Below are 23,556 nucleotides of genomic sequence, written 5' to 3' on the forward strand. Positions count from 1 at the left end.
GACTCCTCTCACGGCAGCCACCGGCTGCGCCACACCGGTTCGCGTCGTTCGACCCAGGCTCGGGCGCCCTCCTGGCCGTCCTCCGCCGCCAGCACCGGCCCGAAGATCGCGTCCTGGATCTCGAACGCCTGCTCCTCCTCCGCGCGCAGCCGCTCGCGAAGCGCTTCCTTCGTGGCGAGGACGGCCAGTGGCGAGTTGCGCCGGATGCGCTGGGCCAGGTCGAGTGCGGCAGCCAGCGCCTGCCCGGCCGGGACCACCCGGTTCGCCAGGCCGATCTCCGCCGCGCGCACGCCGCTGATCGGCTCGCCGGTGAGCAGGAGTTCGACGGCCACCGAGTGGGGCACGCGTTGCGGCAGCCGGGCCGCTCCACCCTCCGAGGCGACGAACCCGCGGGCGACCTCGGTGCAGGCGAACACGGCGTTCTCGGCCGCGATGACCATGTCGCACGCCAGGACCAGGTCGAAGCCGCCGCCGAGCGCGTACCCCTCGACGGCCGCGATGAGCGGCTTGCGCACCCGTACCCGCGTGGGCGGCTCGAACTCCGTCAGCCCGTCCTCGGGCGCCGGGCGGCCGTCCAGCTCGGCCTTGAGGTCCTTGCCGCTGGAGAAGGTGCCACCGGCTCCGGTCACGATGCCGACGGCGACCTCCGGATCGGTGTCCAGCTCGGTCAACGCCCGGGTGAGTTCCCTGGCCGCGTAGAAGTCCGTCGCGTTGCGGACCTCGGGGCGGTTGATGGTGACGACGAGAACGCCGTCGCGTTTCTCGACCAGCACACCGGACTTCGCGGGGACGGATTTCGGAGTTCCTGCAACGGTCATGCCGCGTCTCCTTGGAAGGTCGTCGACTGCCATCAAAACTAAGACGCTCGACATTCCCGGATGAAGTGGCGGACGCGGATCTTGTGCACATGCACAAAGCCCGATCACGGTTGGAAGATCCACCTTACCCGGTGCGGCGCGTGGTCCGCGGGCAGCGGCACGGCACCGACCAACCCGTGGGACACCCAGGTGAATTCCCGTCGGTCGCGCAGGGTCGGCCGCTCGGCCGGTGTGCAGCGGTAGACCAGCCCGATGCGGTGGCGCACGAGCGCCCCCTCTCGCCATTCCCCTTCCGTGACGCCGGTCAGCGCGATCCCACCCCGCCAGTTCACGAACAACACCGAGCCGAGGAACCGCAGCACGGCGGCCTCGACCGTGTCGACGGGCGGACCGACGTCGACCTCGGGAAGCACGTGGTCCCGGTCGGCACGCGCGTCGACGAGCACGCTGCCGCCCCACCCCACGACCACCCGCGCGCCCACCTCCGATCGGTAGCCGGACCACGGGTTGTCAGGCTGAGCGGTCACGGACCACCTCCGTCGGGGTGGGAGGTCGGTCGTCCGCCGGCAGCGTCGGGGCCAGGGCGGCGGACACGCCGAAGACGTCGGTGAGCACCCGCGTCCGTTCGTCCGCACCGATCCTGCGCGAGGCCACGTCGTCCGCCGTCGTGCGGTACAGGGTGTCGCCGCTGAAAGTGAGCAGGGCGTCGTCCTCGTGCAGTTGGATGAAGAACCTCCGGTTCGCGGCCCAGTAATCCGGTCCCTGGAGGCTTTGGTAGAGCGCGTCGCACACCGACGTCTGCTCCACCACGGCGAGCAGACGGATGACCTTGGGTTTCTTGCCCACAGCAGTCACGGTGGCGATTTCCCACAGTCCGCCGAGGTCCCGGACCGCGTGGGGCAGGACCGGCGTGACGAGGTGGTGTCCGTCGACCAGGGCGATCGGCTCGCCGGTCAGCAGCGTGGTGTCCAGCACGAACCGCTCGCCGCCCCAGTGCAGCACGACCGTGGTGTGGTTGACCCGCAGCGTTCCGCTGTCGCCGCCGATCTGGCACAGCCCCACCGACACCCGGTAGCCGTGCGCCCGCAGCACCGCGCACAGCGCGTCGGCGGCCTCCATGCAGAGGTTGCCGACACCCAGGGTCATCGCCGTGCTCAGGAACTCCGGCGGGGCCATCCCGGGCACGCGTCGCGGAACGCCCGCGATCGCGGTTCTGATCAGGAAGTTGTCGAACGGCACGCGTTGGCACCACCTGCGGTACAGGGCCGTCACGTGCGACCAGGACGGCGCCGGCGCGTCGGGCAGCCCCAACCACCGGGTGAACCGGTCGACGGTCCGGTCGAGGGGTGCCACACCGGTTTTCACAGCAGTCCCTCCAAGAAGGTCGTCAAGCGGTCCACATGGTGCTCGAACGAGAGCGTGTGCCGGGCCGCCCGCATCCGCGTGGTGCCGTTGCGGGAAGCGACCTCCGTGCGCAGCCGGTCGACCAGGTCGTCCCGGTCGCGGTAGGCGATGCCCACACCCAACCGCCCGGCGAGGCCGCCGACCGCCACCCGGTGCCCTTCGTTGGCCAGGTGGATCCACGGCAGACCCGCGGCGGCGTAGGTGCCCAGCCGGGCGGGCAGGTTGAGGTCGTTCCACACCGCCTTGCGCAGGTCGCCCCCGTTGTGGCTGGGGAAGATGTGGCTCCACGCCGCGTCGTAGCGGGAAAGTTCGCGCACCCACTCCCGGCCGGTCACCGGGGGGTGGACGTGGACGCGGTCGTCGGACCCGGCTCCGGCCCAGCGGACGCCGCGGCGCATGTACCCGTGGCTGTAGAGGTGCACGTGGACGCCGGACCGGGCGATCGCCGCCACGTCGTCGAGGAGCGTGCGGCCGACGGAGACGGTGTGCACCTCACCGTCCGATGAGGACAGTCGGTCCGACCAGTCGTCGGTCATCCATGCCCGGGTGGGCAGGTCACCGTCGAGCACCAGCGTGTCCCCGTCGTCGAACTCCCGCCCCAGGGCCAGGCTGAACCACTCGCGCAGCTCCGGTGAGGCGAAGATGCGACCGGTGGACCGGGTGACCAGTGTCGTCAACTCGCGCCACAGGCCGGCGCGTTCGGCCACCATCGGGCTCTCCTTGAAGTGGAACACGAACGGCGCTCGCAGCGTGCGCTCGTTGTGCTGGAAGACCTCGTGGACGAACGGCAGCGCCTGCCAGTTCAGCAGGCCGTAGACGATGTCCGGCCGGAGGGCGCGGACGTGGTCGACCCAGTCGCGGTGCGGGACGTCCTCGACACCGGGGAAGGGCAGCGGGCCCGTGCGGTCCCAGAAGTCCGGCTCCGGCATCCACAGGCCGTGCAGGCGGTGGCCGCGCTCGACCAGCGCGAGCACGCGTTCCGGGTTGAAGCCCAGCGAGCCGACGAGCAGGATCGTCAGCCCCTCCCGGCCGCCGCGCGGGCGGGGTGTCGGGACGGGGAGGAACCGGTACTCCCGTTCCTCGTCCACGGACAGCGCCTGGTCCGAGGGGAGCCAGCGCAACTTCGTGCCGGACGCGACGCCGTAGTGCCTCCGGTAGTGCGACAGCCCGAAGCCCTGGCGGCTCCAGGTGTTCCCGCGCAGCCCGCGACCGGAGATGATCTTGTGCCGCTGCGCGGGGTGGTCGCTCCAGCCGCAGCTCACGCTGCCGGTGTGGGCGAACCGGGCACCCCGCCGCACCAGCGCACGCCAGTGGTCGGCCTCCAGGGCGTCCGAGACCACCTCGCCGCGCTCCGGCCACCGCGTGGCGGCCTCCAGGTCGCGGCGGTGCACGACCTGGACGAGCGCCAAGAGGTTCCCGCTCGGCAGTGGCCACTCGCGCGGCCCGGGGTTCGGGTCGTCGGCGATCCGCCCCTCCTCGCCGGGCCGGACGTCCGGTCGCAGGGTCGGCGTGGCGGAGGGGTTGCGGGCGTTGAGGGCGGTCTTGTCGTGCCACCTCACCCCGCCGTACGCCAGGTACACCGCCTGGTCGGTCTCCAGGAGCCGGACGCACTCCGCCAGGTGTTCGACGTCGTAGTAGTCGTCCGAGGGCAGGTAAGCCAGGTACTTGCCGCGTGCGGCGGCCGTGGCGCGGTTGAGCGCGGCGCCGAGCCCGATGTTCACCTCGGACCTCAGGTAGCGCACCGGGAACCCGCACTTCCGGACGACCTCGGCCGTCTCGTCCGGGGACCCGTCGTCGAACACGACGGCCTCCCAGTCGCGGAACCGCTGGGCACCCAGGCTCGCGAGCGCCCGCGGCAGGAAGTGGGCTTGGAGGTAGCTGGGCATGAGCACCGACACCAGCGGCGCGCTCAGGCGGGCGGGGACGGTCATCCGGTCGCTTCCCTTCAGGTCTTGGACACCGTGTAGCCGCCGTCCACCAGGAACCGGCCGCCGGAGGCGCGCGTGGTGGCGAGGTGGACGGCGAGCGCCGCGAAGTCGTCGGGAACGGCCCAGCGGCCGAGCGGGATGCGCGGCAGCACCCGGTCGACGAACCTCCGGTCGGCCAGGTGCGGAGCCAGCATGGGAGTGGCCACGAAGCCGGGGACCACCACGTTCACGGCGATGCCGTGGGGGCGCAACTCGACGGCAGCCGCTTCGGTCAGGCCCACCAGGGCGGCTTTGGACGCCGCGTAGTGCGCGGTGCGCGCCTGCCCGCTGAGCGCGGCGATCGACGAGACGGCGACCAGGTTCCCGCGACCTCGGTCGCGCATGTGACCGGCCAGCAGGCGGAAGACGTGGAACGTGCCCTCCAGGTTGACCCGGACGACCGAGCGGAACACGGCGGGCGCCGTGTCCAACGCGGCGTCCTGGCGGTTGATCCCGGCCGCGGTGAAGCAGGAGTCCACCGCGCCCAGTTCGGCGAGGGTCACCCCGACCGCGCGGCGCACCTGCGCGGCATCGGCCACGTCGCAGTCCACGAGCAGCGCCGCACCGCTCGCGCGGCTGGACGTGCGGGCGGTCCGCGACCAGACGGCCACCGCCGCGCCCGCGTCCACGAGACCGGCGACGAGCCCCGCTCCGATGCCGCTGGTCCCGCCGGTCACCACGGCCACGTGCCCGCGCAGCGGGAGCGGTGCCCGGTGCGCCGTCATGCGTGCGTCAGCGATCGGAACTGGTCGATCAGCCGCCGGACCACCGGGTGGTTCCCGGAGTCGTACCGGTGGTCGCCGATCCGGCCGAGGTGGCGGATCTCCGACAGCGTCCCGCACAGCAGCGCCGCCTCGACCGAGGCCAACTCCGCGGGCCACACGTCCCGTTCGATCACCGCGAGGTCCGACCGGCGGGCGATCTCGAGGATGGTCGCGCGGGTGATGCCGGGGAACACGTCACCGTCGAGGCGCGGGGTGACGAGCCCGTCGGCGGTCACGAAGAAGACGTTCGAACTGCTCGCCTCGGCCACCCGTCCGCGCTGGTCGAGCATCAGCCCGGTGTCGAACCCGGCGGCCCGCGCGGCCTCCTCCGCCAGGAAGCTGTTGGCGTAGGCCCCGGAGACCTTCCACGAGGCGGGGATCGCGTGGTGCGACACCCGGCGGATCGGGGAGAGCTGGCAGGTGTACGGGTCGTCCGCGTCGCGGCCTACGGGCACCGCGAAGACCGCGAAGCTCGCCGAGTCGTTGTCGACGTGGAAGAAGACCTCCGGAGCGGTCCGGTAGGCGATCGGCCTGATGTAGTGCGTCCGGGCGGGCAGGGTGCCCAACAGCTCCCCGATCCCGTCGAGGACCTGGTCCACCGTCCACCCCGGACGCAGGCCCATGCGGGCGGCGCCGGCGTGGAACCGCTCGACGTGCTCCCGTCCCCGGTGCAGGTTCCACGCGCCGCCGTTGCGGTAGGCCATGATGCCGTCGAACACCGAGATCCCCAGGTGCAGCGTGTTGCTCGCCACCGACGGGTCGGCCCGCTCCCGGGGGACGATCCGTCCGTTGAACCACGCGTGCTCGCTCGCTCTCATTCTCGTCCTCCGGGACGTGGCGGCTCGGGCAGCCCGAGCAGTCGGTCGACTTCCGCCAGCACCGCGGGGTCGTCCACCTGCTGGACCGCGGTCGTGGCGCGGACGCTTTCGCGCAGCTGCGCCGGGTGGGAAGCCCCGGTGATGGCGGAGCTGACCGCCCGGTTGCGCAGCACCCAGGCGAGCGCGAACCGGGCGGGGTGCAGGCCGAGGTCCCCGGCGAGGCGGGACACGGCCGCCACCCGGGCCACCAGGTCCGCTTCGTCGTCGCCGAACAGGTCCTCGCGCAGCCACCGGTAGGCCGGGTCGGCGAGCCTGCCACCAGGCGGCGCGCCTTCGCCGTAGCGACCTGCCAGCAGGCCGTAGGCCAGCGGCGACCAGGTGGTGATGCCCAGGCCCGCCCGGTGGTGCAGGTCCGCGAAGTCGACCTCCACCCGGCGCCGGTCCAGCAGGTTGTACCGCAACTGCTCCAGCGAGGGTCCGACGAAACCGTCCCGGGCGGCGATCCCGAGCGCGTCGCGCACCGCGTCGGCCGACCACTCGGAGGTCCCCCAGTACAGCACCTTCCCCTGGGTGACGAGGTCGCTCATCGCCCGCACCGTCTCGTCCAGCGGTGTGTTCGGATCGGGCCGGTGGCACAGGAACAGGTCCAGGTGGTCCAGGCCGAGCCTGCGCAGCGCGGCGTGACAGCCCTCGACGACGTGCTTGCGGCTCAACCCCCAGGTGTTGGGGCGCTTGCCGTGCACACCCCAGAAGACCTTGCCGGACACGACGAACGTCTCCCGCGGCCACTTGAACGCGGCGAGCGCGCGCCCGACGGCCTCCTCGCCCCGTCCGTCGCCGTAGGTCTCGGCGTTGTCGAAGAAGTTGATGCCCAGGTCGTACGCCTCGCGCAGGAGCGACCTGCCCGTCGCGTCGTCCACGCGCTCGCCCAGCGTCGCCCACGAGCCGAAGCCCACGGCGCTGACCACCAGCCCCGTCCGGCCGAGCCGCCGGTACTCCATCTCCACCGTCGGAGCGCTCACCCGAGCACCTCCGGCACGTCGAACCCGAGATCCGCGTGCAGCGGCGGCGGGAAGTACCCGACCTCGACGCCGTGGCGCAGGAAGCGCCGCACCCACTCGGTGGTCGGGACGGGCCAGGAAAGCCCCAGCTCGGTCAACCACCGCTCGGTGTCGGCCGAGTCCAGCGCGACCCGGTGCCCGGCCGCGCGGTCCACGGCGGGCAGCATGCGGCCGACGTCCTCGGTGTGCCGGGGGTCGGCGGCGAGCCGTGCCAGCACCGCCGCCAGGTCGTCGGGCCCGACCACCCGCACCGCGTACCCCACGGCCTGGAGGACCCGCACGAGGTCGTGGTGCCCGAGGCGGTGCGGGCTCTCCAGGTGGAAGGTCCGCCCACCGGCGCGTCGGTCGCCCGCGAGGGCGAGCACCACGCGGGCGAGCACGTCGGCGGGCAACAGGCGGAACGAGCGGCCGGGCAGGTCGGCGGCGATCCCGAGCCCCAGCACGGCCTTGACGTGGCGGCTGAAGAAGTGCGCGTCGATGTTGCGCTGGAACCGCCCGGTCGACCAGTTCGGCGCGACGGTGCCGACGCGCAGCACCGTGCCGTCCGCACCGCCGGCCAGGTGGTCGAGCACGACGCGTTCGGCCCGGATCTTGCTCCTGGAGTACGCCTCGGTGGCGCGCTGACCGATGTCGAGCTGGTCCTCGCGCAGCGCCAGTCCCGGCACGTCGGACCTGCCCGCGACGCCGACCGTCGAGATGTGCACGAACCGCCCGCCGGCACCGGACGCCGCCAGCTCGACCAGTCGTCGCGTGCCGTCGACGTTGGCCGCCAGCACCTCGGCTTCGTCCGCGACGTGCCGCACGTCCGCCGCGGAGTGCACCACGTGCCCCACCTCTCGCGAGAGCACGCGCCACGAGCCGTCGTCCAGACCGAGGCGCGGGGTGCGCAGGTCCCCGGCGACCGCCGTCACCCGACCGCCGAACTCGGCCGGCGTGATCGACGACCCCGGGAAGTACCAGCGGTACTGGTCGAGGAGCCGGTCCGCCGCCGCGGTGTCGTCGGCCGCGCGGACCAGGCACCGCACCGCCAGGTCGGGGTAACGGGTCAGCAGTTCGTGCAGCAGGTGGACGCCGAGCATGCCCGTGGCGCCCGTGAGCAGCAGCGTCCCGGCGGACGCCCAGATGTCGGCCGGCCGCGCGGCGGGCCCTGGTTCCGCCGGTCGCCCCGCCTCCGCCGTCGTCGCCGGGGATCCCCCACCCGGGGCGGGGGTGACCGCTCGGGCCACGGCCTCGACGGTGCGCAGGTCGAACAACTGCTGGGAAGCGAGCACCCGACCACGCGCCCTCAGCCGCACGGCCACCTGGATGGCCAACAAGGACGTGCCGCCCACGGCGAAGAAGTCGTCGTCGGCCGCCACGTCGGTGGTTCCCAGCACCTCGCGGTACACGGCCGCGACCAGGTGTTCCTCGGTGGTCTCGGGCCGCCTGCCGGTGCGCTCGACCGCGACGGCGGCCGACCGCAGCGCGCCCCGGTCCACCTTCCCGTTCGGGGTCAGCGGCAGGCGGTCCAGGACGAGCACCGCGTCGGGGACCATGTAGGCGGGCAGTTGGCTCGCCGCGTGCTCGGTCGCGACCCGGCCGAGATCCTGGGTGATCGCGGCCACGGCGGGGTCGTTGGTCAGCGGCGCTCCCGGGTCACCCGCGGGCCACGCGCAGCCCGGACGTCGTCCCACGTCACCCGTGTCGGCCTCGAACCACACGTCGAAGGCCCCGTCCGGGCGCCCGGCGGCCCAACTCGTCCACGCGCGGTACCCCGAGGCTTCGGCCACGGCGACCACGTCGACGGGCAACACCGGCTCGACCCGCCGCGACGCGGGGGAGAGCTCCGCCGGCGGGCGGTCCGGGACACCCGTCAGCCCGAGGTGGGCGGGCTTCTCCCGGGTGAGCACGCGGCGCAGTCGATCCAGGGTCCACCCGTCACCCCACGGCGTCCACGTCCCGACCGGTGCGGCGCGCCGGTCGTCGCGCCACAGCGTGACGTCGTACCGGTACTTGGACAGTTCGCTGGACAGCCTCGCGAGCTTCGGCTCGACCTCGACCCCGACCTGCCCGGAGGCGGCGGCCAGACCGGTGAAGAACGCCGGATCCACCAGCAGTTCCCGCTCGGCCGAGATCCGCCGCCGGACCCGGTCCTCGCGCACGTCCGGCTCCGCGCCCGGATCGCGGTGCTGTTCGACTTCGCGGGCGAACGCCCGGTGCAGGGGGAGGCTGCGCACGTCGCCGACGTAGACGAAGCCACCCGGCGCGGTCAGCTCCAAGGCCGCGCTCACCAGGGAGTGCAACTCGGGTGCGCCGGGCAGGTACTGGCTCACCGAGTTGATCACCACGGCGTCGAACGAGCCGGTCACGCCGGACAGGTCGGCCCCGGTCGCGGGTACCAGCCGCACGCCTCCGAGCCCGCGCGCCCGCACCTCGCGCTCCACTCCCGCGAGCGCGGACGCCGAGAAGTCGGTGCCCACGTACCGCGCGCAGTCCGGCGCGAGTTCGAACAGCAGCAACCCCGTGCCGCAGCCGATCTCCAGCACCTCGGGCGGGCGGGACCGGTCCGGACGGGCGGCCAGCTTCGCCCGGATGCGGTCCACCGCGCAGGCCAACCACTCGTCCAGCACGCCGGTGGGCAGCGGCTCGCCGTCGAATGCCGACCGCCAGCCGGTGAAGTCCCGCTCCCAGGAGTCCTCCCGGCGCTCGTGCGTCTGGTCGAAGAGCCGGCGCCACTGCTCGGTGAGCTCCCGCCGGGTCGCGGGGTGCCGCGCCAGCTCGGCCACCCCGACCGGGTCGGGTGCCACGTACCCGACGAGGCGCCGCGCGCTCGGTCCGTCGCCCTCCGGCACCACCACGGCACGGCCCACGCCCGGTGCCTCCCCGAGGACCGCTTCCACCTCGGCGGGCTCGATGCGGAAGCCGCGGACCTTGACCTGGTCGTCCACCCGACCCAGGAACTCGATCCCGGTGCCGTCGGCGAGCGACCGGGCCCGGTCGCCGGTGCGGTAGTGGCGCACGCCGCCGCGTTCGGTGAAGCGCCGGGCGGTCTCCTCCGCCCGGTTGAGGTAGCCGCGCGCCACGCCGTTGCCGGCGATCCACAACTCGCCCGCGGCCCCGTCGGGCAACCGCCGCCCGTCCGGGGTGCCCACGTACACGTCGGCCCCCGCCAGCGGGAAGCCGATGGGGTGCCCGGTGACCGGGCGGTCGCGGGGCACGTCGAAGCAGGTGGCGAAGATCGCCGCCTCGGTCGGGCCGTAGGTCACCGCCACGTGCGCCGCCGGGAAGGCCCGGGTCACCGCGGTGAGCAGGCCGGCGGGCACCTGGTCGCCGCCGGTGACGACGTGCCGCATCCCGTCGACCGACGGCACGGACCGGTGGGCGAGCGCCCGCAGCAGGTGGTCCATCAGTCCCGGCACGGCCTGGAACGCGGTGGCGCCCAGCAGGATCGGCACCAGGCGGTCCTCGTCGAACAGTTCGTCGCGGTCGACGAGTCGTGCCGTCCCACCGGCGAACACGGTCGAGAACAACTCGTAGTAGAAGACGTCGAACGTCGCCGAGGCGAGCACGAGCCCCACGTCGTCGGGCGAAAACCCGAAGTGGTCCTGGCAGGCGAGCATGGTGGCGGCGATGTTGCGGTGCTCGACGGCCACGCCCTTGGGACGGCCCGTCGTGCCCGAGGTGTAGAGGACGTAGGCGAGGTCCGCTGGGGTCGCCTCGACCCGGGGGGTCGGTGGGGTGCGGTCGGTCTCGTATCGGAGGTCGACGGGTCGGACGTGCTCCGGCCATTCGCCGTCGTGGTCGACCACGACCAGTTCCACCCCGGCGTCCGCCAGGATGAAGTTCCGCCGCGCGACCGGATCGTCGGGGTTCAACGGCAGGAACGCGGCCCCGGACTTGAGCACGCCGAGGACCGCCACGACCAGGTCGACGGTCCTCCCGGTGGCGAACGCCACCACCCGCCCCGGTCCGGCACCGGCCCGGACGAGCCTCCCGGCCAGGTCCTCGGCGCGCCGGTCCAGGTCGGCGAACCGCAGTTCGGCCGCCGCCGTGCGGACGGCGACGGCGTCGGGTGTCTTCTTCGCCGCCGCCTCGAAGAGCCCGTGGAAGGTGGTGCCCGCGCCCGCTCGCGGCGCCGGATCGGGCCGCACGACGAGGTCGGCGAGCGCGGTGGCGGGTTGCGCGGCGACGGTCGCGAGCACCTCGACGTAGTCGTCCAGGACCGCTCGGGCGACCGCCCGGTCGATCAGGTCGACGTCGTGGGTCAACCGGATCCGCAAGCCCTCCGGGCGGCGCCACTGGGTGCACTCCAGGTCGAACCGGGCGGTGGCGGTCTCGGCCGGCACCGGTTCGGCGCGCAGGCCGGGCAACGCCAACTCGTCGGCCATCGCGTTCTGCAGGGCGAACATCACCTGGAACAGCGGGTTGTGGCTGAAGGCGCGTTCCGGGCGCAAGTCCTGCACGACGTGGTCGAACGGCAGCCGCTGGTGGCGCAACGCGGCGACCGCTTCGCCCCGGGCCCGGCGGACCAGGTCGACGAACGTCGGCGCGCCCGCCGTGTCCAGCCGCAGGACCACCGTGTTGACGAACAGCCCGACCACGTCCTCGGTGGCGGGGTCGGTCCGGTTCGCCACCGGTGCGCCGAAGGCGACCTCGTCCTGCCCGGAGTAGTGGTGCAGCACGACGCCGAACGCCGCTGCCAGCACCGCGAACAGGGAGGTGCGTTCCCGCGCCGCCAAGGACTCCAGGGCCGTGACGGCGTGTTCGGGCAGCGTCGCGTGGAGGTGCCGGCCGGAGCGCCGGGGCAGTGGGGGTCGGCGGGTGGCGACGGGCAGCCGGACCGGGGAGAGGTCGGTGAGCCGGTCGCGCCAGTACGCCCGGTCCTCGACACCGCGCTCGCCGTGGACCCAAGCGTGCTCCTGCGCCACGAAGGTGCGGAAATCAGGGGTCTCGCGGTGGACGGGCGCGAGGCCCGCCGTGCGCGCCTGGTAGGCGGTCGCCAGGTCGCGGTGCAGCACCCCGAGCGACCACCCGTCGGCGACCACGTGGTGCAGGGTCACGACGAGGACGTGGTCGTCGGGCGCGAGGGGGATCAGCACGGCCCGGGCCAACGGGCCCGTCGCCAGGTCGAACGGCTCGCTCGCCAGCCGTTCGACCCGGGCCCGCACACCGTCGTCGTCCGGTGCCGCCACGTCCGCGACGGTGAGCGGGAGCCCGGTGTGCGCCACCTCCCGGAAGGGGATGCCGTCGGCATCGGCGGGGAAGACCGAGCGCAGCATCTCGTGCCGACCGACGACGTCGTCCCACGCGGTCCGCAGTGCCGCCACGTCGAGGGGGCCGCGCAGCCGTGCGGCGGTGGTGATGTTGTACGCCGGGCTGTCGGGGGCGATCACGTGCAGGAACCACATCCGTTCCTGGGCGGCGGTGAGCGCTCCCGCCGGCACGTCGGTCGCCGAGCCGGTCGGTTCCGCCTCCGCTGCGCCGCGCAACCGCGCGGCGAGCAGGCGGTCGGCGAGTTCGCGCGCCGCACCGTCGGACCGCGGTGCCGTCGTATCCCGGATGACCATCGTGCCGCCTCTCTCCGTGCCGGTCAGAAGACGTTCTCGCGCTCCATCGCGGCGAACAGTTCGCGCACGTTCGAGTCGTCGAACCCGGCGTTGTCGGTCCGCGTGACGAACTCCAGCTGGATGCCGGTGTTGTGCTCGCGCCGGGTGAAGGACTGGTCGAGCCCCGGCGCGTTGATCACCCCGGTGAGCAGGTCGGCCTCGCGCGCGCCGAAGTCGCGCAGCAGTTCGAGCTGGCCGCGCACCTCGATCGCGATGTGCTGGACACCGGGCCCGTAGTGCTCGATGTACTGCGAGACGTTCGAGCGGGGCGAGTCGCCCTGGCACAGCACGAAGGTCACGCCACCCGCCCGCAGCGTGGCGGAGTCCATCCCGCTGACCTCGCCGCTGACCTGGCGGCGCTCGACGACCTCGAACCCGTACCGGTCGCGGAAGGTCGCGATCGCCGCCGCCAGGTCCCGCACGGCGATGGCGACGTGGTCGATGCGCTTGGCCGAGTTGGCCAGCCTGCTGCGCCCGCCCTCCTCCGGTCCCAGGATCTCCTGCTCCAGGTAGCACGCCTCGGCGGTGATCGCGTCGAACAGGTCGCCGAGGAACCCGGCGTCGACACCGGAGCGCTCGGCGAACTCCGTCGCCCGGCGGCGGACCGCCGCGAGGCGTTGTTCGTTCATCATCGGCGTTCCGGTGGCCCGCTTGACCTCGGCCACCTGCCGGCACAGGTCCAACCGCCTGGCCACGGCGGCGAGGAGCTCGTCGTCGGTCTCGTCGATCCGCCTGCGCAGCTCCTGCAGCTCGTCGTGCGACGTGGACGTCATGGGTTCCTCCGTGTGAGTTCCGGGTGGGTCGTCGTGGCGGCCCGCGCCGCGTCCGGTGGCGCGCCGGCCAGCAGCAGCAGCTCCAGCACGGCGGCCTGTTCGGCGAGCGTCGGGTGGTCGAAGATGTCGTCGATGGCCAGTTCCAGGCCGGTGCGCTCGCGAACCTCCGCCGCGAGCATGATCGCGTGCAGCGAGTGCCCGCCGATGGCGAAGAAGTCGTCGGTCACGCGCACGTCGTCGCGGCCGAGGCGCTTGCGCCACAGGTCGGCCAGTTCCCGCTCCACCAGCGAGCGCGGCGCCCGGGCGGTCGGGGCCCGTCCCGCGAGCGGGCGGGCTTCGGCGCGCAGCGCCGCCCGGTCGACCTTGCCGCTCGGGCGCAGCGGCCAGCGCTCGACCACGGCGAATTCGACCGGGACGGCGGCGGGCAGCCGTTCGCGCAGCAGCGCGCGCAACGCGGCGGGTACCGGTTCGGCGCCCGCGGCCACGAGCAGGTAGGCGACCAGTGCGGTGTCGCCGTCGTGGCGTTCGACGACGGCGTCGGCCACCTCGGGCGCGGTGCGCAGGGCCGACTCGACCTCGGCCTGGTCCAGCCGCACACCGTTGACCTTGAGCTGCCGGTCGGCGCGGCCGACGTAGCGCAGCGAACCGTCGCTCCCGCGCAGCACCAGGTCGCCGGTCCGGTACCCGACGAGTGCGCCGTCGGGTCCCGTGAGGAACCGGTCGGCACCGACCGCGTCGGGCAGGTAACCGTTGCCGACACCGGCGCCGGCGACGACCAGTTCGCCCACCACCTCGTCTGCGGCGGGGTGCCCCCAGCAGTCGAGCACGGTCGCCGTGCACCCGTCGATCGGGGTGCCGATCGGGATGAGCACGTCGGACTCGTCACCGCGCACCCGGTGGGCGGTGACGTCCCCGGCCACCTCGGTCGATCCGTAGAGGTTGTGCACGACCGCACCCGGCAGCCGCGCGAGCAGGTCGTGCGCCGACCGCGTCGTCAGCGGTTCGCCGCTGAGGGTCCAGTGGCGCAGGCGGGGCAACTCGGCGGCGAGGTCGACGTCGAGCCGAAGCAGCTCGGTCAGCAGCGCCGGGACGAGGGTGACCCTGGTCGCGCCGGACTCCCGCAGGGACCGGACCAGCGACCGGGGGTCGTGCACGTCGTCGGGCACGAGGTGCACGGGCGTCCCGGCGAGCAGTGGACCCAGCAGCTCCGCGACCGAGTCGACGAACCCGATGGGGGTCCGGGCGGCCACGACCTCACCGGGCTCGTACGGCTGGACGCGCCACGCCCAGGCCAACCGGTTGACCACCGCGCGGTGCGGGACGAGCACGCCCCTGGGGCGGCCGGTCGAACCGGAGGTGAAGATCAGGTAGGCCGCCGACTCGGGGGAGCCCGGGTCGGTGGTCCCGGTCGACCGCGGGGTGTGGCCGGTCGGCGTCACCACCACCGCGTCGGGGCCGGCGCCGTGCGACGCGGGTTCCAGGACGACCGCGCAGCCCGCCTCGCGGACCAGCTCCGCCGACCTGGTCCCGGAGTGGGACGGGTCGAGGGGCGTGTAGACCCCGCCAACCGACAGCACGGCGAGCAGCGCCACCACGAGGGACGGTGTCCGTTGCAGCCGTACGCCGACGGGCTCCCCGGGACCGACGCCCGCCGCCCTCAGCCGCTCCGCCAGCCGGCTCACCGCACCGCGCAGCTCACCGAAGTGGACCACGCCGTCCGGGTACCGGAGCGCCACCGCGTTCCCGGCCTGCTCCGCGCGTTGTTCGAACAGCTCGTGGAGCAGCCGGGGCCGGTGCGCGGGGGCGCTCGGCGCCACCACCGGTTCCCGTGCCGCCTCGTAGCGCCGGTCGAAGTCCTCGGTGAGGGACACCAGTGCCCGCCGGTACAGCCGCGCGATGCCGGTCAGGCGGCTCGCCGCGTGCTCCGGTCCCCAGAGTTCCAGGTCCAGCGCGACCGCGCCGGACAGCGGCTCCCGGCGGAACTGGGCGGTCAGCGGGAAGTAGGTCTGGTCGTTGGCGAAGCGCTCGAGCAGTTCCACCACACCGTGCCCGCCGACGCGTCGGTACGGGTGGAAGTGCGTGTAGTTGAAGGTGACGTCGGTCGGGGCGTCGCCCAGGCGCCGCACGAGTTCGGTGTACGGGAACGCCCGGTGCGGCAGGTGCGCCACCTCGGCCTCGCGCACCGCGGCGACCAGTTCGCGCCACGTGCCGCCCGGCAGGTGCAGGCGCACCAGCGCGGTGTTGAGGAACAGGCCCACCGCCGTGGCCCCGGCGCCGGTCTCGGGACGGGCGTGGGTCATCAGCCCGGTCACGACGTCCGTGCTGCCCGAGAGCGCGGCCACCACGCGCAGGTGGGCGGCGAGCAGCAACGACTTCAGCGGTGTCCCGGTGCGCTCAGCCAGGTCGAGCAACGCGTCGGAGAGCGGCTGCGGCAACGGCACGGGGTGCTTCCGGTGGACGGCTTTCCCGGCGCGCGGCACGGTCGGCAGGACGCGGACCCGGGGCGCGTCCTCCAGGAGCCGCTGCCAGAAGTCGAAGTGCCGCTCGTCCGCGACCGCCGCCTGTTCCGCGGCGATGAAACCGCGTTGGGGGAAGTCCTCCGCCGGCGTGGCCGCCGGGACGGCGGCGTACGCCTCCAGCAGGTCGGTGAGCACCGTGGTCGCGCTCCACCCGTCCAGGAAGGGCTCGGCCAGGGTGACGAGGAACTCGTCGGAGCGGAGGAGGTGGACCGTGACGCGCAGCAGCGGCGGCACGGCCCAGTCGAAGGGGCGAACGGCCTCCTCGTCCAGCCACCGGGTGATGTCGTCCCGGTCCCAGCCGTCCGCCGCCACGACGGTCACCGGGTCGGGCGCCGTCGCGCGGAACACCTGGACCGGACGCTCCACTCCGGACAGCAGCAGGGAGCTGCGCAGGTAGGGGTGCCTGCCCGACACGGCGTGCACGGCGAACCGGAACCGGTCCTCGTCGAAGTCCGCCCGGACGCGCACGGCGGTGACGTAGACGCGGTAGCCGCGATCCCGGGCGGACTCCAGGACCAACCCGGTGAGCAAAGCGGACGCCGGCAGTGCTTCCACGGCGTCCGACGGCACACGGTCGCGGTCGCCGCCCAGCAGCGAGAACGGTGTGGGCTCCGGCGCGTCGTCGACGACGCGCGCGCCCGCGATCCGGCCCAGCGCCCGTGCGGTCGGGTGGCGGAAGACGTCGTCCACGGTGAACGCCAGGCCCCGACGGCGTGCCGCGGCCACGAGCAGGATGCTGCTGATCGAATCGCCGCCGGCGGTGAAGAAGGAGGTGTCGTACCCCACGGACGAGTCGTCCAGCACCTCGCGAACCGCGGCCAGCACCAGGCCCCCGGTCGAATCGGGCGGGGTGGGCGCGGACGTCGGGCGGGTGGGCGCGAACGCGGCGGCGAGCGCCTGGTGGTCCACCTTGCCGTTGGGCAGCAACGGGAACGCGTCGAGCACGTGGTAGTCCACCGGGACCATGTGCGCGGGGAGCGCCGCCGTGGCCGCGCCCCGCACCACGTCGAGGTCGAGCACGTCGCCGCCGGTGGCCAGATGGGCGACCAACGCGGCGGAGCCGTTCGACCGGGTCACGATCCGGACCGCGGCCTCCCGGACACCGGGTGCGGCCCGCAGCACCGCCTCCACCTCGGCGGGCTCCACCCGGAACCCGCGCAGCTTGACCTGCCGGTCGGCCCGGCCGACGAACTCGACCACCCCGTCACGCCGAACCCGACCGAGGTCCCCGGTGCGGTAGAGGCGGTCCGCCGGCCCGCCGAAGGGATCGGCGGTGAAGCGCTGCGCGGTGAGCCCGGGCCGGTTCAGGTAGCCGGCGGCGACCTGCACGCCGCCGATGTGCAGCTCGCCGACCACGTTGAACGGGACCGGTCGCCCGTGCTCGTCGAGCACGTGCACCGAGGTGTTGGCGACCGGTGTGCCGATCGGGACGGTGTGCGAGTCCCGGCGGGAACCCCGGCAGGAGAAGGAGGTGACGTCCACGGCGGCCTCGGTCGGCCCGTAGAGGTTGTGCAGTTCGAAACGGCCCGCGCCGAGCACGTCGTCGCGCAGGTCGGGAGGCAGCGCCTCACCGCTGGACACGACGTGCCGCAACGCCTGCTGACCGGCGAAGCCGCCCGAGGCGTGGAACGCGCGCAGCATCGACGGCACGAAGTGCACAACGCTCACCGACTCCTCGCGCATGACCCGCGCCAGCCGGTCCGCGTCGCGGTGGGCACCCGGCTCGGCGACCACCAGGCGTGCGCCGGTCACCAGCGGCCAGAACACCTCCCACACGGAGACGTCGAAGCCCAACGGCGTCTTGTGGAGCACCGCGTCCGCCTCGGTGAGCCGGAGGTGCTCCTGCATCCAGGCCAGTCGGTTCACGATCCCGGCCTGGGTGTTGACCACGCCCTTCGGCCGGCCGGTCGAGCCCGAGGTGTAGATGACGTAGGCGGGAAGCCTCCCGGCGGAGCCGGGTGGCGTCGCGCCGACCACGCCCTCCTCCGGTGCGCCCCCTTCCAGCGCACCGCGGTCCACCACCGGGACGCCCGCACCGCGCAGCACCCCGTCGACGTGCCCGGAGGCGACGACCAGTGCCGGGGCGGCGTCCTCCAGGACGTACCGCGTCCGCCGCGGCGGGTCGTCGGGGTCCAGCGGCAGGTAGGCCGCGCCGGTCAGCGCGATACCGACCAGGTCGACGATCCGCTCGGTGGAACGGGCGGCGTGGACGCCGACCAGTGATCCCGGCCCGACATCCCGGGCGCGCAACGCCGCTGCGACGGCCTCCGCCCGGTGCAGCAGGCCGGAGTAGGTGGTCGTCCGTCCCCGGAAGGTCACGGCGGGCCGGTCGGGGCTCCGGCTCGCGCGCTCCCGGAGCAGCGAGCCCAAGGTCTGGTGGTCGGGCCGGGGGACCACCGGTCCCCGCGCGACGCGCATCACCGCGGACCGGCCGGCGGCGTCGAGCACGGGCAGTTGTCCGATCGGCAGGTCCGGGCCGGTCGCGGCGGCGCGCAGCACGGTCGCGTACGCGGTGACGAGGTCGACCGCCGACTCCCGGTCCAGGATGTCGTCGGCGGCGCGCAGCTCCAGCGCCAAGCCGCCGTCGGCGGTGGGTCGGCAGGTGTACTCCAGGTCGAGCCAGGTGCGGTGGACGTCCACGGGCACCGGCTCGACCAGCAGCGCGCCGCCGGCGGCGGCGAGGGTCGGCTCCTCGTCCCGGTGGTTCAACACCACCTGGAACACGGGGTGGCGCACGGGGGAGCGGTGGACCGCGAGCGAGTCGACGAGCTCCTCGAACCGCAGCTCGCGGTGCGGAGCAGCCGCCGCCAGCTCGTCGCGGACCGCGGTCACGAGGGTGCGGAACGAGTCGCCGGGTGCCGAGCGGGTGCGCAGCGGCAGGGTGTTGGCCACCATCGCGACCAGGTGCCGCCGCGCCAGGCCCTGACGGTTGGCGGACATGTAGCCGATCGTGGTGTCGGCTCGACCCGTGTACCTCGACAGCAGCACGTGCAACGCGGCGGCGCACACGGTGAACGGGCTCGTCCGCTCCACCACGGCGAGCTTGCGCAGCCGGGCGGCGAGATCGGGTGGGAGCGTGGCGCGCGCGGTGTGGGCCAGGTGGCCGGGACGCGCCGGTCGCGGCCGGTCGCCGGGCAGGTCGGTGCCGTCGTCGGACAGGCGCGCGGCGAAGAACCGGACGGCGGCCTCCGCGCTCGCCACCGCCTCCGGTGTCCGTTCCGCCGCCACGAGCGCTCGGAAGTCGGCTGTCGACCTCGGCGGCACGTCGGTACCGTCCAGCACCGCGTCGTAGTGGGCGAACAGCTCGCGCCGCACCACCTCCAGAGCGGCGCCGTCGGCGACCAGGTGGTGGGCCGTGAGGACCAGCACGTGCTCCTGCTCCGCTCGGACCACGAGCAGGGCGCGGAACAGCGGTCCGGTGGCGATGTCCATGTCCCGGGAGAGCTCGGCGTCCACGAGGCGGCGCAGCTCGTCCTCGGCGGCGGATCCGCCGACGACCTCCGTGCGCAGGTCCGGCCCGGCGTCGTCGGAGACCCACTGCACCGGTTGCCCACCCACGTCGACGCCGAACCGGGTGCGGAGCGCGTCGTGGCGCGCCACGAGCCGGGACAACGCCTCGGACAGCGCGTCGGTCCGCAGCGGACCGGTGATCCGCAGCACCAGCGGGAGGACGTAGGTGGCACCGGTACCGGGCCGCTGCTCGGCGAACCACAGTCGGCGCTGGGCGGCCGACAAAGCGAACGGGCGCATCGCACACCTCTCTCCCGTCGACCCCTTTGCGCGGGCCGTTCCGGCGGAGCTCCCGGAATCGAACGTAGGTACCGACCGAAGGGATCGGGAAGTGCCGACGCCTTTTCTTGTGCGCAGCCCCAAAAATGTTTGACCGAGCACCGGTTCCCGGTTTCCACGGCACGGGCTGCCGTAGTTTCGACAGTCGGCGAGGAGGAGGTCGGAATGGACCGCGACCCGTTTCGCCGACCGGTCGTCGTGGGTGGCGGCGCGGTCGGCCGGCTGATGTGCGACCTGGTGCGCCCACGGGCCCCGGTCACCGTCGTCGACCTCGCCGACCCGCCGGACCCCGTCGGTGACCGGTGGCTGGTCGGCGACGCCCGCGAGCCGACGGCGGAGGTCTCGGCCGCGTTGGCGGAGGCGGATTGCGTCGTCGTCTGCCTCCCCGAGCAGGTGGCGGTCGAGTGCCTGCCGGACCTCCTGCGCCGCGTGCGACCCGGCGCGATCGTCGTGGACACGTTGTCGGTCAAGACCGCGATCACCGGGGTGTACGGCGATGCGGCGGCGGGGTTCGAGGTGCTGAGCGTGAACCCGATGTTCGCGCCGGCGCTGGGCTTCGCAGGACGCCCCGTGGCCGTGGTCGAGGTGCGCGGTGGGCCGCGCGCGACGGCGTGGCGGTCCTTGTTGACGCGAGCGGGCGCGCGCCTGGTGGAGCTGTCCGCCGCGGATCACGACCACCTGACCGCCGTCGCCCAGGCGGCGACCCACGCGGCGGTCCTCGCGGTGACCCAGGTGCTCGCCGAGTTCGGCGTGGACCCGGACCGGCTGGTCGAACTGGCCCCGCCACCGCACGCCACGCTGCTGGCCCTGGCCGCCCGGATCAGCTCCGGGGAACCGGAGGTCTACTGGGACGTCCAGGCGGGCAACCCGGCGGCGGCACGTGCCAGGACGGCGCTCGTCGCCGGTGTCGCGCGGATCAGTCGGCTCGTCGCGGCGGACGACCGCGCCGGGTTCACCGAGCTGCTGCGCGAACTGGCGGCCCGGCTCGGCGACCACCGCGAGGTGCTGGCGGCGCACTGCGCCGCCATCTTCACGCTGCCCGGTCCGCCATGCGGGTGATGGCGGCCCCGGCCTGTCGGAGCGCGACCAGGTCGTCCGGGGTGAGCCGCCACCGCGCCACGACCGCACGGCCGTCGCGCAGCCGGGTCGGGATGGCCAGGCAGGTGTCCTCGAGGCCGTACTCGCCCCTCAACCGCACGATCACCGGCACCACCACCTCCCGGGTGCCGGTCAGCGCCTCCAGCACGCGCGCCACGCCGGCACCTGTCGCCAACGCGGACGTGCGGCCCGTGCGCAGGCGCTGCCACCGCCCGTACCAACCGTCGATCCAGTCGAGCACCTGCGCCCGCCGGCCTTCCGCCAACTCCAGGCGCACGCCGTCCGCCAGCACCCGGTCGAACAGCGGCACCATGTGCTCGCCGTGCCCACCGAGCGACCACGCCCGGATGCGCGAACCCGCCCGACCCGTCACGAGCCCGATGGCCTCCGCCAGCCGCCACGAGTCGTTGAGCGCGTAGCCGAGCACCGTCGCGTCCGGCAGCAGGCGGCTCGCGATCAGGCACAGGACGTCGACCGGGTTGGTCACCACGAGCAGCGTCCCCCGCCAGCCCGACAACGCGTCCGCCAGCTCCCGCAGCACCGCGGAGTTCGCGGTCAGGAACTCCGACCGGAGGGCGCCGTCCCGGTGCGGCACCGAGGCGGTCAGCACCACCACCTCGCAGCCCGCCAGCTCCGCCGCCGTCCCGACCCGCACCCGGACGGGCGCGCTGCCGGCCGCCAACACCCCCAGGTCCATGGCGGTGCACGCCACCCCGTCGGCCGCCCGGTCCACCAGCACGACCTCGCCGGCGAGCCCCTGGGCCACCACCGCCGCGGCGACGGCACCCCCCACCGCTCCAGCGGCGCCGAACACCCCGATCCTCAACGGGAGACCTCCACCGGTCGCGCGGCGTCGACGGCGGCCACGACCCGGAGCAGCGCCTCCGCCTTCAACTCCACTTCCCGCAGCTCCGCCTCGGCGTCGGACAGCGCGACGATCGCCCCACCGACGCCGACGTGCACCTGGTCCGGGGTGACGACCGCCGTCCGGATGACGATGTTGAAGTCGGCGCAGCCGTTGAGCGAGAAGAACCCGAGCGCGCCCGAGTAGACGCCCCGCCAGCCGCCCTCCAGGCGGTCGATGATCTCCATCGTCCGCGCCTTCGGCGCGCCCGTCATCGACCCGCCCGGGTAGGCGGCGCGCACCGCGGCCACGGCGGACACCCCGTCGGCGAGGTCCGCCTGGACCGTCGTGACGAGCTGGTGCACCGTGGGGTAGCTCTCGACGTCGAAGAGCTTCGTCACCCGCACCCCACCCGGCTTGGCGACGCGGCCGAGGTCGTTGCGCACCAGGTCGACGATCATGAGGTTCTCGGAGCGGTCCTTCTCGGCCGTGCGCAGGTCCTCGGCCAGCGCGGCGTCCACGGCGCGGTCGCGGTCCCGCCGCCGGGTGCCCTTGATCGGCTTGGACTCGGCGACCCGGTCGCGGTCGATCCGCAGGAACCGCTCGGGGGAGGAGCTGAGCACGGCGAAGTCGGGGAAGCGGAGGAACGCCGAGTACGGGGCCGGGTTCACCGCGCGCAGGACGCGGTACGCCTGCCACGGGTCGATCCGGACCGGCCGCGACAGCATGGTCGTCAGGCAGATCTCGTAGCTCTCGCCGCGGGTGATCTCCCGCCGGCACTCCGCGATCATCTCCCGGTACCGCTCCGGGGAGTGGCGTGCGGTCCAGTGCCGCCGGTCGGTCGCCGGCGGGGCGGGCGGCAGCGGGGGCCGCGCGTCGCCCGCCGGCACCAGCCGCCGGGCCGCGGCGTCGAGCCACTCGAGCACCTCCGCCCGAGTGTCCGGGGTGCTCAGCGCCAGCAGGTTCGCCGTGCCCTCCACGTGGTCGAGGGCCAGGGCGCGGTCGCAGAACACGAACCGCCCGTCGGGGAACGGCGAGGCGTGGCGGTGCTCGCCGCCGGAGTCGGCCTTGACCTCGTAGCCGAGGTAGCCGACGTAACCGAGGGAGAAGTCGTGCGCCAGCCCCGGGTCGGCCACCCGGCGCCGGTCGAGTTCGCGTTCCAGGTGGTCGAACAACGTCTCGTGCCGCCGGTCGACCACCTGCCCCGCCCGGCGGACCACCACGTCACCGCGGCGCAGGTCGTACTCGACCTCCTCGCCGTGGGGCCCCGCGGCGTCACCGAGGAACGAGAACCGCGACCGACCGGGGACGACGGCGCTGCTGTCCAACCAGAACGAGCCGGCGCCGCCCGAGAACAGCGTTTCGTACGCGTGCTCGGCGTCGGGGAGGAAGGGCAGTCGTCGCACCTCCACGCGGAACCGCTCCTCCGGCGGTGACACCGCCGCCGGCGGCGCGGCGGGGCGCCGGGGCGTTCGCGCCCGGCGCGGGGTGAGGTCGCGGAAGTTGCTCAGCAACCGGTGGCCGTGTTCGGACAGGATCGACTCCGGGTGGAACTGGACGCCCCACCACGGCCGCTCCCGGTGCTCGACGGCCATCACCAGCCCGTCGTCGGTCCACGCCGTGGCGGTGAGCTCCGGCGGCAGCCGGTCGACGACGAGCGAGTGGTAGCGCACCGCCTGGAACGGCGACGGAACGCCGTCGAACAGGGAGCTCCCGTCGTGCCGCACCCGGCTCAGCCGCCCGTGCACGGGCTCCGGCGCGGGTCGGACGCGCGCGCCGGCCAGCATGCACAGGCCCTGGTGCCCCAGGCAGATGCCGAGCACCGGCAGACCGGCGTGTTCCAGGAACCACCGGCTGAGGCCGAAGTCGCGGACGACACCGGGACTGCCCGGACCGGGTGAGATCACCAGGTTGTCCCACTCCCGCGGATCGAACTCCGCCCAGGCGTCCAGGTCGTCGTTGCGCAGCACGACCGGGGGCACCCCGTTCACCTCGGCCAGCAGTTGGACGACGTTGTGGGTGAACGAGTCGTAGTTGTCCACCAAAAGCGTGCGAACCGGGCTCACGACGCCACCACCATCCGATCGGCGGGTGTTGCGGGATTGGCGCGCGCGGT

General features: G+C 73.8%; 13 protein-coding genes. 1 reads left to right on the top strand and 12 read right to left on the bottom strand.

Annotated features, from left to right (window positions below; genetic code table 11):
- Window positions 1-8: 8 nt before the first annotated feature.
- From DFJ66_RS38400 to DFJ66_RS38445, 10 genes are all read right to left on the bottom strand, one after another.
- Window positions 9-818: a crotonase/enoyl-CoA hydratase family protein gene (locus DFJ66_RS38400; protein ID WP_121229062.1), complete on the bottom strand. Its 810-nt coding sequence runs from the start codon at window positions 816-818 to the stop codon at window positions 9-11.
- Window positions 819-922: 104 nt separating this feature from the next.
- Complete coding sequence (locus tag DFJ66_RS38405; RefSeq protein ID WP_121229065.1) at window positions 923-1,345, bottom strand: hypothetical protein; 423 nt, start codon at window positions 1,343-1,345, stop codon at window positions 923-925.
- Entirely contained in the window at window positions 1,329-2,183 is an 855-nt protein-coding gene (locus tag DFJ66_RS38410; protein WP_121229067.1) for an arylamine N-acetyltransferase, read from the bottom strand. The genes DFJ66_RS38405 and DFJ66_RS38410 overlap by 17 nt, the downstream gene beginning before the upstream one ends.
- On the bottom strand, window positions 2,180-4,153 hold the full coding sequence (locus tag DFJ66_RS38415) for a glycosyltransferase family 2 protein (protein WP_121229070.1): 1,974 nt from the start codon (window positions 4,151-4,153) through the stop codon (window positions 2,180-2,182). The genes DFJ66_RS38410 and DFJ66_RS38415 overlap by 4 nt, the downstream gene beginning before the upstream one ends.
- Window positions 4,154-4,167: 14 nt before the next feature.
- Window positions 4,168-4,914 carry an SDR family NAD(P)-dependent oxidoreductase gene (locus tag DFJ66_RS38420; RefSeq protein WP_121229073.1) on the bottom strand — a complete coding sequence of 249 codons (747 nt, stop codon included), beginning with the start codon at window positions 4,912-4,914 and terminating at the stop codon, window positions 4,168-4,170.
- Window positions 4,911-5,771 (bottom strand): aminotransferase class IV, encoded by an 861-nt coding sequence (locus DFJ66_RS38425; RefSeq protein ID WP_121229076.1) that lies wholly within the window; start codon window positions 5,769-5,771, stop codon window positions 4,911-4,913. Before DFJ66_RS38425 ends, DFJ66_RS38420 begins: the two co-directional genes overlap by 4 nt.
- Window positions 5,768-6,793: an aldo/keto reductase gene (locus DFJ66_RS38430; protein WP_211351454.1), complete on the bottom strand. Its 1,026-nt coding sequence runs from the start codon at window positions 6,791-6,793 to the stop codon at window positions 5,768-5,770. The genes DFJ66_RS38425 and DFJ66_RS38430 overlap by 4 nt, the downstream gene beginning before the upstream one ends.
- A complete protein-coding gene (locus tag DFJ66_RS38435) occupies window positions 6,790-12,378 on the bottom strand; it encodes a non-ribosomal peptide synthetase (RefSeq protein ID WP_121229079.1) in 5,589 nt (1,862 codons plus the stop codon). The genes DFJ66_RS38430 and DFJ66_RS38435 overlap by 4 nt, the downstream gene beginning before the upstream one ends.
- Window positions 12,379-12,401: 23 nt before the next feature.
- Complete coding sequence (locus tag DFJ66_RS38440; protein ID WP_121229082.1) at window positions 12,402-13,190, bottom strand: chorismate mutase; 789 nt, start codon at window positions 13,188-13,190, stop codon at window positions 12,402-12,404.
- On the bottom strand, window positions 13,187-19,459 hold the full coding sequence (locus tag DFJ66_RS38445) for a non-ribosomal peptide synthetase (protein WP_121229085.1): 6,273 nt from the start codon (window positions 19,457-19,459) through the stop codon (window positions 13,187-13,189). Before DFJ66_RS38445 ends, DFJ66_RS38440 begins: the two co-directional genes overlap by 4 nt.
- 204 nt (window positions 19,460-19,663) lie before the next feature.
- On the opposite strand from DFJ66_RS38445, the gene DFJ66_RS38450 reads away from it, so the two are divergent.
- The gene (locus DFJ66_RS38450; protein WP_121229088.1) at window positions 19,664-20,557 is read left to right on the top strand and encodes a prephenate dehydrogenase/arogenate dehydrogenase family protein; all 894 of its coding nucleotides are present in this window, start codon (window positions 19,664-19,666) and stop codon (window positions 20,555-20,557) included.
- Here the strand turns inward: DFJ66_RS38450 and DFJ66_RS38455 are convergent.
- Complete coding sequence (locus tag DFJ66_RS38455; RefSeq protein WP_121229090.1) at window positions 20,529-21,422, bottom strand: lactate/malate family dehydrogenase; 894 nt, start codon at window positions 21,420-21,422, stop codon at window positions 20,529-20,531. The genes DFJ66_RS38450 and DFJ66_RS38455 overlap by 29 nt on opposite strands.
- Entirely contained in the window at window positions 21,419-23,506 is a 2,088-nt protein-coding gene (pabB, locus tag DFJ66_RS38460) for an aminodeoxychorismate synthase component I (RefSeq protein WP_121229093.1), read from the bottom strand. Before pabB ends, DFJ66_RS38455 begins: the two co-directional genes overlap by 4 nt.
- Between the last annotated feature and the right edge of the window lie 50 nt (window positions 23,507-23,556).

Source organism: Saccharothrix variisporea (assembly GCF_003634995.1).
Classification (GTDB): Bacteria; Actinomycetota; Actinomycetes; order Mycobacteriales; family Pseudonocardiaceae; genus Actinosynnema; species Actinosynnema variisporeum.

Coding starts and splice junctions, on each gene's coding strand:
- DFJ66_RS38420 (WP_121229073.1), bottom strand. CDS start 4,914: ATGACGGCGCACCGGGCACCGCTCCCGCTGCGCGGGCACGTGGCCGTG.
- DFJ66_RS38450 (WP_121229088.1), top strand. CDS start 19,664: ATGGACCGCGACCCGTTTCGCCGACCGGTCGTCGTGGGTGGCGGCGCG.
- DFJ66_RS38415 (WP_121229070.1), bottom strand. CDS start 4,153: ATGACCGTCCCCGCCCGCCTGAGCGCGCCGCTGGTGTCGGTGCTCATG.
- DFJ66_RS38400 (WP_121229062.1), bottom strand. CDS start 818: ATGACCGTTGCAGGAACTCCGAAATCCGTCCCCGCGAAGTCCGGTGTG.
- DFJ66_RS38435 (WP_121229079.1), bottom strand. CDS start 12,378: ATGGTCATCCGGGATACGACGGCACCGCGGTCCGACGGTGCGGCGCGC.
- DFJ66_RS38445 (WP_121229085.1), bottom strand. CDS start 19,459: ATGCGCCCGTTCGCTTTGTCGGCCGCCCAGCGCCGACTGTGGTTCGCC.
- DFJ66_RS38425 (WP_121229076.1), bottom strand. CDS start 5,771: ATGAGAGCGAGCGAGCACGCGTGGTTCAACGGACGGATCGTCCCCCGG.
- DFJ66_RS38440 (WP_121229082.1), bottom strand. CDS start 13,190: ATGACGTCCACGTCGCACGACGAGCTGCAGGAGCTGCGCAGGCGGATC.